The sequence below is a fragment of the Asanoa siamensis genome (assembly GCF_016862555.1).
Taxonomy (GTDB): domain Bacteria; phylum Actinomycetota; class Actinomycetes; order Mycobacteriales; family Micromonosporaceae; genus Asanoa; species Asanoa siamensis.
Genome location: NZ_BONE01000072.1, coordinates 1 through 12749 on the forward strand (window position 1 = coordinate 1; position 12749 = coordinate 12749).

Below are 12749 nucleotides of genomic sequence, written 5' to 3' on the forward strand. Positions count from 1 at the left end.
ACCGCCGTGCGGGCGCGGCACCGCCAACCTGATTGGTCATCGTCGTCGGCGGTAAGAGCGGTCCAAGTTCGGCCCTTGCGGCGGTAGCACTTTGGGTGAACGCCTTTGGCCGACGCGCGGGCGGCCTGACGCGACATGACCGCGACGCCCGTGCGGCCGGGCGCGGTTGGTGGCTTGTCACGCGCGGTTGTTGTCCAAGGCGTCCAGGAGGTCCTGCAGCGCGCGGCAGGCCTCGGCGAAGCGTGCCTCGCCGATCAAGGTCGCCCAGTGTTGTTCGATCTCCGCTACCCGGTCCCCCGCGTCCGCGAGGGCCGCGCGGCCGCGGGTCGTCGGGACGATCAGTTTCGCGCGGCCGTCCGCCGGGTCCGGCTGGCGTTCCAGGTATCCCAGCCGCTGCAGATCGTTCACCAGCTCCGACGTCGCGGCCAGGCTCAGCTGGGCGCGGGACGCCAGGTCGGTGAGGCGGGCGCCGCCGTAGATGTTGCCGAAAATCTGTAGGTGCGGCTCGCGGAGGTCGCCGTAGCCGCGGGCCTCGGCCGGTTCGAACATCTCCGCGCGGAACTCGCGGAGGAGGCGCACCAGGAGCTGGCCGATGGCCGCGCGGTCGGTCGGGAGGTCGCTTGACGTGGGCGTCACGGCAGGATGATACTTCGGAAGCCGAAGCTTCGGGCTCCGAAGCATCTCATCAGCGAGCGCGAGGCAGGTAGAAGAGATGGCGCACGTGGCCACCCGGGTCGGCCGGCTGCATGTCGAGGTCGAGGGGTCCGGTCCCCCGGCACTGCTCTGGCACAGCCTGTTCGTCGACTCCACCACCTGGGCCCGGCTGCGACCAACACTGGCCGCCACCCGGACCCTCGTCACCGTCGACGGCCCGGGCCACGGGCGCAGCGACGCCGCGCCCCGGCCGTACACCCTGTCGGACTGTGCCCTTGCCGCCCGTGAAGTGCTCGGCGCGCTCGCCGTGAGCGGGCCCGTCGACTGGCTCGGCAACGCCTGGGGCGGGCACGTCGGCGTGTTCTTCGCCGCCGAGCACCCGGACGCCTGCCGCAGCCTCACCACGATCGCCACCCCGATCACCGCCCTGGCGCCAAACGACCGGCGGTCAGTCGCGCTCGTCCGCCTGCTGCACCGCCTGGCCGGTCCCCGGCCGGTGGCCGGACTGCTCGCCGACGCGTTGCTGGGCAAGGATCTGCGCCGCGCCGATCCCGAAGCCGCCGCCGTCGTGCGGTCGGCGTTCGTCCGTGCCGACCGGCGTGGCATGCGGCAGGCGATCCAGGCGATCAGCCTCGACCGGCCCGACGCCACCGACCAACTCGACGCGGTACGGGCACCGACCCTGATGGCCACCGGCGAACACGATCCGATGTGCACCCCCAGCGACACGGCCGCCTGGGCCGCGCGCGTCGCCGAAGGGCACCATCTCGTCCTACCCGGAAAAGGTCACCTCGCCCCGCTGTTCGACCCGCGCACCGCCGAGGCGATCACGGGTTTCTGGGCCGGCAACACCGTCACCGCGACTACCACCACGAGCAGAAACAGCACCCCGGCCACCAGGAAGCCGAGGTCGTAGCCGGCGGCCAGCGCGTCCGCGGCCGGTCCGCCCGGGTGGTCAGCCCTGAAGCCCGCCGTGCGCGCGGTGGCCGCGGTCACCAGCGCCGCCAGGCCCACCGCTCCCCCGACCTGCCGCGCCGCGTTCAGCAGGCCCGACGCGAGCCCGGCGTCCGCGCGGGCCACCCCCGTGGTGGCCAGCGTCGTCATCGGCACGAAGCACAGCCCCATGCCGAACATCGTCAGCATGGTCGGCGCGAGGATGTGCCCCGCGTACCCGTCACCGGCCGAGAGCCGGGCCATCCAGAACATGCCGCCCGCCGCGAGCACGGGACCGACGACGAGCAGGGCACGCGCGCCGATCCGGGCTACCAGCCGACCGCCGAGCAGCGACGCGACCGCCGTCGCCGCCGCGGCCGGGGCCATCGCCAGGCCACCGCGTACCGCGCTGTAGCCGTTGACCTCCTGCAGGTAGAGCGAGACGAAGAAAAGGTAGCTGGTCGCGGTGACGCCGATGACCACGGCGATCAGGTTGGCGGCGTTGAGCGTGCGGCCGGCGAAGATCCGCAACGGCACCAGCGGCCGCGGGTGGCGAGCTTCGATGAGCAGGAACACCACGATCAGGAGTACGCCCAGCGTCAGCAGCCCGACCGTGTGCACCGACGACCACGCGTGCGTGTCGGTGGCGACGATGGCGTAGGTGAGCAGCGCCAGCCCGGCCGTGACCGTGACGGCGCCGGGCAGGTCCAGCGTCCGCCAGCCGCGTGCCGAGCCCGGCGACTCGGTCAGGTAGGCGAACGCCGCGAGCAGCAGGCCGAGGCCGATCGGTACGTTGACGAACAGCACCCAGCGCCAGTCGAGCGCCGAGGTGAGCACGCCGCCGAGGACCACGCCCGCGACGCCGCCGCTGGATGCCGTGATCGCCCAGACCGTCAGGGCGGTCGTGCGCGCCTTCGCCTCGGTGTACGTCGTCGTCAGCAGGCTCAGCGTGGCCGGCGCCAGGACCGCGGCGCCCAGCCCCTGCGCCACCCGGGCGCCGATCAGCATGCCGCCGCTCTGGGCAAGGCCGCCGAGCAGGCTCGCCAGCGTGAAGACGACCAGGCCGGTCGCGAACACCCGCCGCCGGCCGAACAGGTCGGCCAGCCGACCGCCGAGCAGGAGGAACCCGCCGAACGCGAGCACGTAGGCGTTCACCACCCACTGCTGCCCCACCACACTCAGGCCCAGGTCCCGCTCCATCCCTGGCAGGGCGACGTTCACGATCGTCGTGTCCAGGATGACCATGAACTGGGCGACGGCCGCGATGACCAGCACCGCCCAGAGCGGCACGCGTCTTTCCACAGAAACCATGTCGATCTCTCAAGCAGTCGATTGAATCATTCGCTTGAACGGTAGGTCGTGTGGACACACTCTTCAAGCGCGTGCTTGAATCAGCCGCATGAGGAAGGTCACGCTGCCGCCTGCCTCGGGGCAGGCCGAGAGCACCCCGGAGCGGCTGGTCACGGCCGTCGAGACCCTTCTCGCCGAGCGCCCCGACCTGGACGTATCACTGCGCGACATCACGGCCGCGGCGGGTACGAACGTGGCCGCGGTCAACTATCACTTCGGCTCCAAGGACGCCCTGGTCACCGCCGTGATCGAGCGCGCGCTGACCGCCCACGCCGGCCAGCAGCTCGCGGCGTTGCGCGCCGCCCGGGCCGCGGAGCGGTGCGATCTGGAGGGCGTCGTCCGGGCCTGGATCGGCCCGTCCGTCGAGGCCGGCACGGCCCTGATCCCCCGCGTCGCCGCCCGCGTGGTCAGCGGCGGCTCCCCGGAGCTGCGGGAGCTGGGGACGCGCACCCACGCCGAGACGTACGCGCTGCTCTTCGCACTACTCGCGGAGCGACTGCCGGCACTGTCCACGGCGGAGCTCACGTTCCGCGTCAACATGGCCGCAACCGCCGTGGCCAGCATGATCGTGGGCCCGTTCGACGAGACCAGCGTCGCCGGCCGGCCGCCGGTCGCCCGCGACGCGCACACGCTGGACCGTGCGGTCCGCTTCATCGTGGCGGGACTCCAGGCCCCGCCCGCGACCCCGTGACGACCATTGTGGTCGATGGCGCCGTAGTCGTACGGTGACGGTCTGACACCCGAACGTGCGCGGGGGTGACGACCATGAGCGGTCCACTGGTCGGCAAGGCCGTCGAGAACGCCGCGGTCGCGTTCGTCCTGCGGTGGGAAGCCGACCACGGGCGGCCCGCGCGGGACACCCGTGGCACCGGCGCCGCGGCCGACGTCGCCGGTGAGGTCCGGACCATCGAGATCAAGGCGTACGGCCAGTGGGCGCGCGGCCAGGACCTGTGGCTCGAGCCCCGCCAGCGCGACGAAGCCCTGGCGAACCCGAACTTCTGGATCTACGTCGTCGAGAACGTACGCCAGGGCGACCCGGCCCTGTTCCGACTGAAGACGATCAGCGGCGCGGACCTGCGCCCGTTGCTCGACCGGGCGGTCGAACGGCGCTACTTCACCGTGCCCTGGCCCGTCGCCCACTACGACGCGCTCGCGGCGGAGCCGCCCGGCTGAGACCGCTCCGGCCGGAGACGAGGCCGACGTGCGACAGGTCGTCGAGCGGCTCCGCCGCGCCTACCCCACGGTGACGTCGTCGACGAAGTAGATCCCGCCGTACTCCGCCGGTTCACCGGTGCTCAGGGTGAGACCGTCGAAGGTCGCCGCGTCTCCCGCGCGCACCGTCGTCGTGAACCGCTGCCCGTCGACCGTCAACGTCGCCGACCCCGCGGCAGCCTCCACCGCGAGCGGCACGTAGCTCTTGGCGGGCACCGCTGCGCCCAGCGTCCCCAGCGATGTCCACACCCGACCGTCGAAGACCTGGACCGACTGCGGCGCGGAGGCCGTCGCGCCCGCCACGATCGCGAACGTCCAGCCGGCCGCACCACCGCCGCCCACCCCGATGGTGAACCGGGCGCGCGGATCCGAGTAGCCCCACCGCAGGCTCGCGCTGACAGTCCCCGCGGCCGGCAACGGCCGGGTGATGTGGGCGTTCGCGTCGGTCCACTTGTCCCACAACCGCAACGCCGTCGCGCTCCGGAAGCCGCCGAACTCCGTGTACGCCGGGTTCGGTGCCACGTCGGTCACCCAGGCGTGCGAGGCGTCCCGCCAGCCGCGCGGCACCGAGAACGGGTTCTCGTTCTCGAAGGTGTCCACGTCGGACGCGTAGACCTCCAGCTCGGTCACGGTCGTCGTCGCGCCCACCGGCCCGGTCACTCTGACGAACCGGGCTTCCTGGGCCGGGAACGACGCGTACCGCAGCGCCCAGTCCCGCTGGGCGACCGCGCTGACGACCGGGTCGGACCAGGTGACCCCGTCGGCGGAGAGCGCCACGGTGGCGGTCTGCGGCTGTCCGCTGCCCAGCATCAGGCCGACCTTGTCGAGCCGGTAGCTCCGGTCGAGCGCCAGCACCAGCGACGGCGTGCCCCGCCGGCCGGCCGTGAGCACCGCGGCGGCCGCCGGCGACGCGCTGCCGTCGAACGCACCCTGCGGCCGCTGCTCCGGGAACCGCTTGTCCCGCCCGGCGAACGTGCCCCTCACCGTCGCCGATCCGTCGAGCAGCTTGCTCGCCACGTCGATCCGGCCGGCGCCGGGCGTGACCGCCGAGACGTACTGGGCGCTGATGCCCATCTGCTCGTCGTACGCGCCACAGCCCCAGGCCGCGCACTGGTCGTAGAAGAGCACGGACCGGCCGGCACCCACCGTCTCCATGGTGGTGTTGCCGCTCGTCCCGTCGTACCGGCCGTTGTTCCCGGTCGACGGGTAGTTGGCGAACACCGTGGACTGCGTGTCCCACGCCTGCCCGGTGCCGTCGTAGCTGACCAGCACCCGCACGTCCGGCCGGCCGGTGGCCAGCAGCAGCGTGCCGTTGGCCTGCAGCAGCACCTCGGGCGAGACGCCGACGACCTGGGCGCCGTCCGGACCGCGCAGGGGCACCGGGTCGGTCCAGGTGCGGCCGTCGTCGGCCGAGAAGGACTGCACCAGACGCGCCGGGTTGTCGGTGGTGCGCAGCGCCGCGGTCAGCCGGCCGTCGGTGGTCCGGCTCCAGCCGACCTCGTTGGTGCCCGGCGTCGCGCCACCCGGCACGACCGACCGCAGCGACCACGTGCGGCCGAGGTCCGTCGACTGCAGCACGATCGAGATCTGCCGGCTGGTGCCCGCGAGCACGGTGTACGCGGGCACGACCAGCGTGCCGTCCGCCAGCACCAGCGGCCCGCGGTGCACCCGCAGGCCGTTGGACATGGGCCCGAGCGGCTTGTCGGGCGGCATGGTCACCGGGGCCTTGCGCGTCGTCCACCGCGTGCCGTCCCGCGACGTGCGCACGATCAGGTTGGTGTAGCTGTGCTGGGCGTCGCCCCACTCCGGGATGAAGTCGATGCCGAGCAGCGACCCGTCCGGCAGCCGCACGATGTTGCCGGCCCCGGTCGGGTACGCCCGCTGCGTGGTGAGGAAGGACAAGCCCGAGTCGTCGGACCGCGACATGTTGTTCTCGCTGGCGGCCGTGCCGACGTCGGGATTGGCCGCGGACGAGACGAAGATCTGCTTCACCGTACGCCCGGAGGCGTCCACGGTGTCCTTGGCGAACGAACCCGGCACGGCCGCCACCGCGCCCGGGCCCCAGTTGAGCACGTTCCAGTGCGAGCCGGTGCCACTGCTGAACCGGTCCGGCGCGGCACCGTCACCGGCGGGCAGCGCGTCGTCCCGCAACGGCAGCGAGCCGCCGGTCGGCACGAACTGGAGACCGCCCACCGCCAGCGCCCCGACGGCGAACCCGATCGCGACCGCGCGGACGCGCACGGCGAATGTCGGACGACCCATCGACAACCTCCGAACATGGAACGACGTTCCATCCATGCCGGGACGGTAGGTGGAACGTTATTCCATGTCAATCGATGGATGCCGCCTCACGCGGCGCGGCGCCGCCGGGCCACCAGGACCGCGCCGACCGCGAAGCCGATCGTGACCGCCAGCGTCACGCCGAACATGGTGTAGGTGACCGGATCCCGCAGGATCGCGTCGTCGGGATTGGCCACCGGGTCGGCGGAGACGATGACGGCACCGCAGAGCAGGGTCAGCACGCCCATGACGGCGGCCAGCACGATCAGCACGACGAGGCCGGCGGTGGTCGCCGGGCCGCGCTTCGCCGCCGGCGACGCGCTCGTGATGGTCTGGCCCGCGGACGGCTGCGGGATCGCCGAGGGCTCGCGCGCGGGCTGCCAGACCAGGCTGCCCGGCGGCACGCTCGCGTCGAGGCGGGCGATCTGGTCCGGCGGCACGGCGTAGAGCGTGGGCTCGACCCGCACCGCGATCCCGTCGAGGCCGATCAGGTGGCGGCCGCCGTCGGGCCAGGCCAGGGCGACCGCGCACTCCGCGTAGCGGACCGTGACCTGGTGGGTCCCGTCGACGAGGCTGACGCCTTCGGCGCCGATGACGAGCCCGAGCCGGTCGTTCTGCCGGGAGCCGTAGCTACGCCCGTCGACCGCCGAGGTCGAGAACGTCGGCGCGGGCCGGTAGCCGGCCCACTCCGCGTCGAGGCCGTCGGGCACGAGCAGCAGCCCGGCGGCCGTCGCCTCCACCGCGACCGCCCGCACGTCGTCGGCGGTCACGGCGCGGATCTCGTCGAGGAGCTGCTCCCCGGGCTGGTTGGGCTGGCCGGTCAGCGCGTTCATCGCGGCGCCCGGGAGCCGGGCCGCGTCGCGCTCCTCGTGCCGCAGCGCCTCCTCCGCCTTGGTGCGCACGCTGGCGATGTCGGCCTGGTCGATCCGGCCCACGCGGAGCTTGGCCAGCAGGTCGACGAAGCCGCCGAGCACGGCGTCCTGCTTGTCGGGCAGCGCGTCGGCCAGCGCGGTCACGGTCGCGAACCCGTCGCCGCGCGGGTCGTACGACGTGCTGGCCACATAGGAGTAGCCGCCGTCCTGGCGCAGGCTGCGGTACATCTCCCGCTCCAGCACCGCCGAGAACACCTGCGCGGCCGCGCTGCGGCGGACCACCGTGTCGTACACGACGCCGTTGACCCGGTCGCTGAAGTACGCCGGTGTCGTGGGCAGCGCCGAGGAGGGCCGCGGCACCGGCCGGCGGACGCCCTCCGGGAGGTGCAGCCGCAGGCCGGCGGGCACCCGGTCGGAGGCGATCCAGAGCACCGCGTTCTGCCGGGTGAACCAGGTCGCGGCCCAGCGGCGCAGGTCGTCGGGGGTGAGCCGGGGCAGGCCCATCTCCTCGTAGCTGACCAGGCCGTAGCCCTGCGCGCCGTACCGCCAGAGGGGCAGCGAGTCGTTGACGCCCCGCTTGCGACCGGCGGCCTCCGTACGCAGGATGCCCTTCTCCATCTCCAACCGCGCCATCGGCAGGTTGGCCAGGGCCGCGCAGACCCCGTTCAGGTAGCGCGCGATGTCGTCGGGCGAGCCCTGCATGTGGAAGTGGGTGACGACCGAGCCGGTCGCGCCGTTGTAGTGGTAGTCGCTCAACCCGTTGTGGTGCAGGGCGAGATGCTCCAGCAGGTGCGTGATGCCGGCCGTGGCCAGCGTCTCGTCGGCCCGGCCCACGCGGAAGGTCAGGCCGGCCACGAGCGGGCCGCTCTTGCGCGCCAGGAGGGTCTGTACCCCGTCGACCTCTGTTTCGCGGATCACCGGCTGAACCCTCTCTGGAACGCGCGCCGGCGGTGGGCGACGAACTCGGCGTGCTCGTCGCCGAGGTACCGCCAGCTGTCGTCGTCGGCGTAGTTGCCGGCCCGGAGCAGCGCGTTGAAGTGCGCGGCCGCCGCGGCGTGGTTCTCGGCCAGGCTGAAGGCCATCGCGAACGCGCTGTGCCCCGTGACCCAGCCGGGCGACGGCCGGGCGGCCGGGTTGAACACGGAGTGCTCGGCCGCCCAGCGCAGCTCACCCTGGACGTCGTGGCGTGCCAGGTACGCGGCGGCCGCCGGGCCGCCCTCGTCGCGGTCGATCAACAACCAGTGCTCGATGTGCGCCAGCGCGACCGCGACACCGTTCGGGGACCCGGGCGGCGACGCCTTCACGCACTCGACGGCGAAGCCGTGCATGGCCTCGTACGATCCGCTCCACTTCGGACAGAGTTGCTGCACCATGGCTTCCTGGGCCGGGAGGAAGTGCGGCGCGACGTGGTCGTACCGGCGGCGCGCCTCGGCCTGGCCCAGGCTCAGCCCGCGCGCGATGTCGAGCCGCAGCTTCCACGCGGTGGCCTGGCCCGGGTCCCGCGCCGTCACCTCGATCAGCGTCTGCTCCGCGCGGTGCAGGTGCTCCGAGAACGCCTTCCACTGCTCGCGGCTGACGTCCTTGCCCCAGGAGCCGGTGCGGATGTCCCAGCCGTCGGTGATCAGCCGGCTCGCCAGCAGCGTGCCGGCCAGCACCGAGGTCGGCTCCGCGGCGGCGACGTCCTCGAGGAAGTACCGCTCCGCGGCGTTCGCGACCTTGCCGATCGCGTGGTGGCGCACGTCCGGGTCCGTCAGCCGCGCGAAGCCGGCGTCGACCGCGCGCCAGTCGCCCGCCTTCGCGGCGTCGGCCAACATCCGCGGCTCGGAATAGCCCGCGTACGGGTCGAAAATGGGCGCGGGTAAGGCGGCGGGGGCAGACACAGGCGGGAGCATACGACAGGCGTACGCCCTCGATGGTCCGCCGATTGGATGATCTTGAGCGGCTACCTCTCCTGCCGGGCCATCCACTGCCAGATGTGGGTGCCGTCGATGCTCGGGTCGTTGCGGGCCACGTAGATCCAGGACCAGTGGCCCGGGAACCGGTGGCCGTTCCAGACCACGTTGTCGTAGAGGGTGAGCAGCGAACCCGGGATGAGCTCGTGGGCGTGCACGGTGTTGGGCAGCGGCGGCACCGTCGTGTCGTCGAGCGACGTGACGAGCCAGGTCGGCGTCCGGATCGACGCGAGCTCGGCGTCGGTCACCATCGTCGGGCCGCCGGGCTGCAGGGACGTGACGACACCGCAGACGGGTACGGAGGCCGCGAACAGGTCCGGGTACGTCGCGGTCAGCTTCAGGCTCAGGTAGCCACCGTTGCTGCAGCCGGCGACGTAGATCCGGTCGCGGTCGACCGCGTGGCGGCGGGCCAGGTCGTGCACCAGCTCCCGGATCAGCGGCGCGAACCGCGGGCCGTCCTCGAGCCAGAACGAGGTGCTCTGCGGTGCCACCACGTACGCGCCGCCGAAGACGCGCTGCGCCTCCCGCGTGGCGAAGCCCAGCGCGCCGCGGTTGGCCCGCAGGGTCGTCTCGTTGTCGTAGTAGCCGTCGGGCAGGGACGCGCCCTCTCCCCCGCCGTGCAGCCAGACGACCAGCGGGCGCCGGCCGCGGCCGGAGCTCGGCGCGAACAGCCGGTACTTCATGCCGGAGGCGGAGGTTCCGTAGCGGAACGCGTCGACCTCCGGGTTGACCAGCCGGCCCTGGACGAACCGCTCGACGGTGACCGGGCCGCGGCCGCGTACGACGAGCGGTGCGTGCTGGGTGATGGTGTAGACGAGGTCGAGCCGGACGTTGCGGCCCCGGCTGAGGATGTAGCCGAGGGTGCCGCCGCCCGTCTGGCCCTCGGCGTGGCTCAGCTCGAGCACGATGTCGCCACGCCGGTCGAGCCGGGCGGCGGTCACGGTGCGGTCGAGGTCGTACTCGCTGAAGATCTGGTCGCCGGGCGCGATGGGAATCGGGCTGGTGGCCTTGGCGTGCACGCCGAACGTGCCGGTGGTCAGGCTGGCGGGGTCGATCCGGCCGAGCCGCGCGGTGTCGAGGGTGACCGAGGTGACCTGCTCACCGCCGTCGAGCACCTCGGCGTCGAGCGTGAACCGCACGGTCGTGGCGCCACCGGCCGCAGCGGCGGATGCGGCGGCGGGCGCGGCGATACCGGCTGCGGCGCCCGCACCGGCGGCCAGGAGGGAACGACGGCTGATCGGCATGTCGTACTCCTTCGATAGTCATCGCTGTGATGATTGTCTATCACAAGGAGGTTCCCGCCGGATCCTCAACCGCGGGCGGACGCTTCGACGATGTCCGCGATCGCCCGCAGCGGGTCGTACCGCGCCATCTCCCGCGCCATCGTGCCCGCCTGGGCGCGGTAGCCGGGGTCGAACAGCACCTTGCGCACGGCCGCCGAGACCTCGGAGTCCGCCGGGCGGCCGGTGCCCAGGTCCAGGCCGGTGCCGCTCCATGCGACGCGGGCGGCGACCTCCGGCTTGTCCTCGCTGGCGCCGGCGACCACCAGCGGGACACCGTGGTGCAGCGCGGTCTGGACGCCGCCGTAGCCGCCGTTGGTGACGAGGACGGCGGCGTGCGGCAGCAGGCGGTCGAAGGGTACGTAACCGGCCAGCCGCACGTTCGCCGGCACCACGCCGCCGAGCTCCCGGCGCACCACCTCCGGCCCGTCCGGGCGGGCGGTGGCCGCCACCACGAGCACGTCGAGGTCGGCGAGCGCCCGCACGGTCGGGACCACCAGTTCGGTCAGGTCGGTGTTGGCGACCGTGCCCTGGGTGACGACCACGACCGGGCGCCCGTCCGACAGCTCGGGCCACCACGACGGCTCCGCGAACTCGCCGCCGCGCGTCGGCGGCAGCGCTCCGACGAACCGGAGGTGAGCCGGCAGGTCGTCCCGGGGGTACTCGAAGCTCGGCACCGTGAGCTGGAGGTAGTGATCGGTGCGTTGGAAGGGCGCGTCGAACAGGAAGTCGGTCAGGCGTACGCCCAGCGACGCGAGGGTCGTCTCGCCGAACTTCTGCAGGCCGGCGAAGGCCTGGCGGGCTTCGGCGTCGTCGCCGCCACCGAGCAGCAGCGGGATGGCGCCCAGCGTCACGAGCGTCGGCCGGTGCTCCCGGGCCGTGTGCAGGCTGAGCACGGGTATCGACCAGAACCCGAGCTCACCGATCACCACGTCGGCGGGGAACTCGGCCCGCAGCGACCGCAGGCCGCACATCTGCGCGGGCAACTGGCCCAGGAAGAAGTTCTCGAAGTCGAACGAGAGCTGGGCCGGGCCGGGCGGCAGCGCCGCCCGCTCCGGGAAGAGGGTGCCCAGCTGCCCGTCGTCGACGTCGGCCTGCGGCGGCAGCGGCCGGAACCGGGCACCGGTCGCCCGGGCCCGCTCCGCGAACCGCGAACCCGTGTAGACGACGACCTCGTGGCCACGTCGGACCAGATCCCCGGCGACGGTGAGGACCGGGCTCACGTGCCCCTCGAACGGGGTCGCCCCCACGATGACCTTCGCCATCCTCATACCCTCCTCAGTGGACGTCCGCGACCTGGATGATCGTCTTGCCGGGTGTCCGGCGGCGGCGGGCGAACGCGTCGACCGTCTCGGACAGCGGCCGCACGTCCCCCACGATCGGCTCGAGCCGCCCCGCGCGGACGCGCTCGGCGAGGTCCGCCAGGCGGGCGCGGTCGGGTTCGACGACGAAGAAGACCGCGCGCCCGTCCTCGGGTCGCACGGTCGGCGGCTCGGCGATGGTGACGACCGTGCCGCCGGCGCGGACGAGCCTGGTCGACCGCGCGAGGATCTCCCCGCCGATGACGTCGAACACCACGTCGACGCCGCCGACGTCCGCGAGGTCGCCGGCGGCGAGGTCGACGAACTCGTGCGCGCCGAGACCGCGCACGACGTCACGGTCGCCGGCCCGCCCGGTGCCGATCACCCGGGCGCCCACGTCGCGGGCGAGCTGGACGGCGATCGAGCCGACGCCGCCCGCGGCACCGTGCACGAGGACCGTCTGGCCGGTCGTCAGGTGCCCGTGGTCGAACAGCCCCTCCCAGGCGGTCAGCCCGGAGATGGGCAGCGCGGCGGCCACCGTGTGGTCGACGTCGGCCGCGAGCGGCGCGAGGTTGCGCGCCTCCACCGCCGTGTACTCGGCCAGGGATCCGTTGCGGGCCCAGTCCGTGAGCCCGAACACGCGCTGGCCCACGCTCAGGCCGGTCGTCCCGTACCCGAGCTCCGCCACCGTCCCGGACAGCTCGTGCCCGGGGATCGTCGGCGTCCGGTCGTGGCCGGCGCGGTCGGTCCAGGTGGCCGGCCACGACAGCTCTCCAGGCGTGAAACCCGCCGCGTGTACGCGCACGATGACGTCGTTCTCGGCGGCGTGCGGATACGGCATGTCGGTCAGGGTGAGGCCGCCGACGCCGGCCTCGCGGTCTCGTACCGTGATCGCTCGCATGGTCCGTCCCTTCG

Annotated in this window: 10 protein-coding genes and 1 pseudogene; 3 read left to right on the forward strand and 8 right to left on the reverse strand. The window is 73.1% G+C overall.

What is annotated here, in order from left to right; genetic code table 11:
* Positions 1–177 precede the first annotated feature (177 nt).
* Positions 178–636 carry a MarR family winged helix-turn-helix transcriptional regulator gene (locus tag Asi02nite_RS31865; RefSeq protein ID WP_203717715.1) on the reverse strand — a complete coding sequence of 153 codons (459 nt, stop codon included), beginning with the start codon at positions 634–636 and terminating at the stop codon, positions 178–180.
* A gap of 76 nt (positions 637–712) precedes the next feature.
* Here Asi02nite_RS31865 and Asi02nite_RS41955 point away from each other — a divergent pair, with 76 nt between their 5' ends.
* Positions 713–1570: an alpha/beta fold hydrolase gene (locus Asi02nite_RS41955; RefSeq protein WP_239127303.1), complete on the forward strand. Its 858-nt coding sequence runs from the start codon at positions 713–715 to the stop codon at positions 1568–1570.
* Positions 1571–1638: 68 nt separating this feature from the next.
* Here Asi02nite_RS41955 and Asi02nite_RS31870 read toward each other — a convergent pair.
* Positions 1639–2898: pseudogene (locus Asi02nite_RS31870) on the reverse strand (DHA2 family efflux MFS transporter permease subunit); the annotation flags it as partial.
* Between the two features lie 88 nt (positions 2899–2986).
* Here Asi02nite_RS31870 and Asi02nite_RS31875 point away from each other — a divergent pair.
* Positions 2987–3628 carry a TetR/AcrR family transcriptional regulator gene (locus tag Asi02nite_RS31875; protein WP_203717717.1) on the forward strand — a complete coding sequence of 214 codons (642 nt, stop codon included), beginning with the start codon at positions 2987–2989 and terminating at the stop codon, positions 3626–3628.
* 74 nt (positions 3629–3702) lie between these two features.
* Positions 3703–4110 carry a protein NO VEIN domain-containing protein gene (locus Asi02nite_RS31880; protein ID WP_203717718.1) on the forward strand — a complete coding sequence of 136 codons (408 nt, stop codon included), beginning with the start codon at positions 3703–3705 and terminating at the stop codon, positions 4108–4110.
* 60 nt (positions 4111–4170) lie between these two features.
* On the opposite strand, the gene Asi02nite_RS31885 is transcribed toward Asi02nite_RS31880, so the two are convergent.
* From Asi02nite_RS31885 to Asi02nite_RS31910, 6 genes are all read right to left on the reverse strand, one after another.
* A complete protein-coding gene (locus Asi02nite_RS31885) occupies positions 4171–6411 on the reverse strand; it encodes an exo-alpha-sialidase (protein ID WP_203717719.1) in 2241 nt (746 codons plus the stop codon).
* 86 nt (positions 6412–6497) lie between these two features.
* Complete coding sequence (locus Asi02nite_RS31890; protein WP_203717720.1) at positions 6498–8219, reverse strand: peptidase M16 family protein; 1722 nt, start codon at positions 8217–8219, stop codon at positions 6498–6500.
* Entirely contained in the window at positions 8216–9181 is a 966-nt protein-coding gene (locus Asi02nite_RS31895) for a hypothetical protein (protein WP_203717721.1), read from the reverse strand. Before Asi02nite_RS31895 ends, Asi02nite_RS31890 begins: the two co-directional genes overlap by 4 nt.
* Before the next feature lie 62 nt (positions 9182–9243).
* Positions 9244–10497 carry a prolyl oligopeptidase family serine peptidase gene (locus tag Asi02nite_RS31900; protein WP_203717722.1) on the reverse strand — a complete coding sequence of 418 codons (1254 nt, stop codon included), beginning with the start codon at positions 10495–10497 and terminating at the stop codon, positions 9244–9246.
* Positions 10498–10562: 65 nt separating this feature from the next.
* A complete protein-coding gene (locus tag Asi02nite_RS31905) occupies positions 10563–11798 on the reverse strand; it encodes a glycosyltransferase (protein WP_203717723.1) in 1236 nt (411 codons plus the stop codon).
* Positions 11799–11811: 13 nt separating this feature from the next.
* Entirely contained in the window at positions 11812–12735 is a 924-nt protein-coding gene (locus Asi02nite_RS31910) for an NADP-dependent oxidoreductase (RefSeq protein ID WP_203717724.1), read from the reverse strand.
* Between the last annotated feature and the right edge of the window lie 14 nt (positions 12736–12749).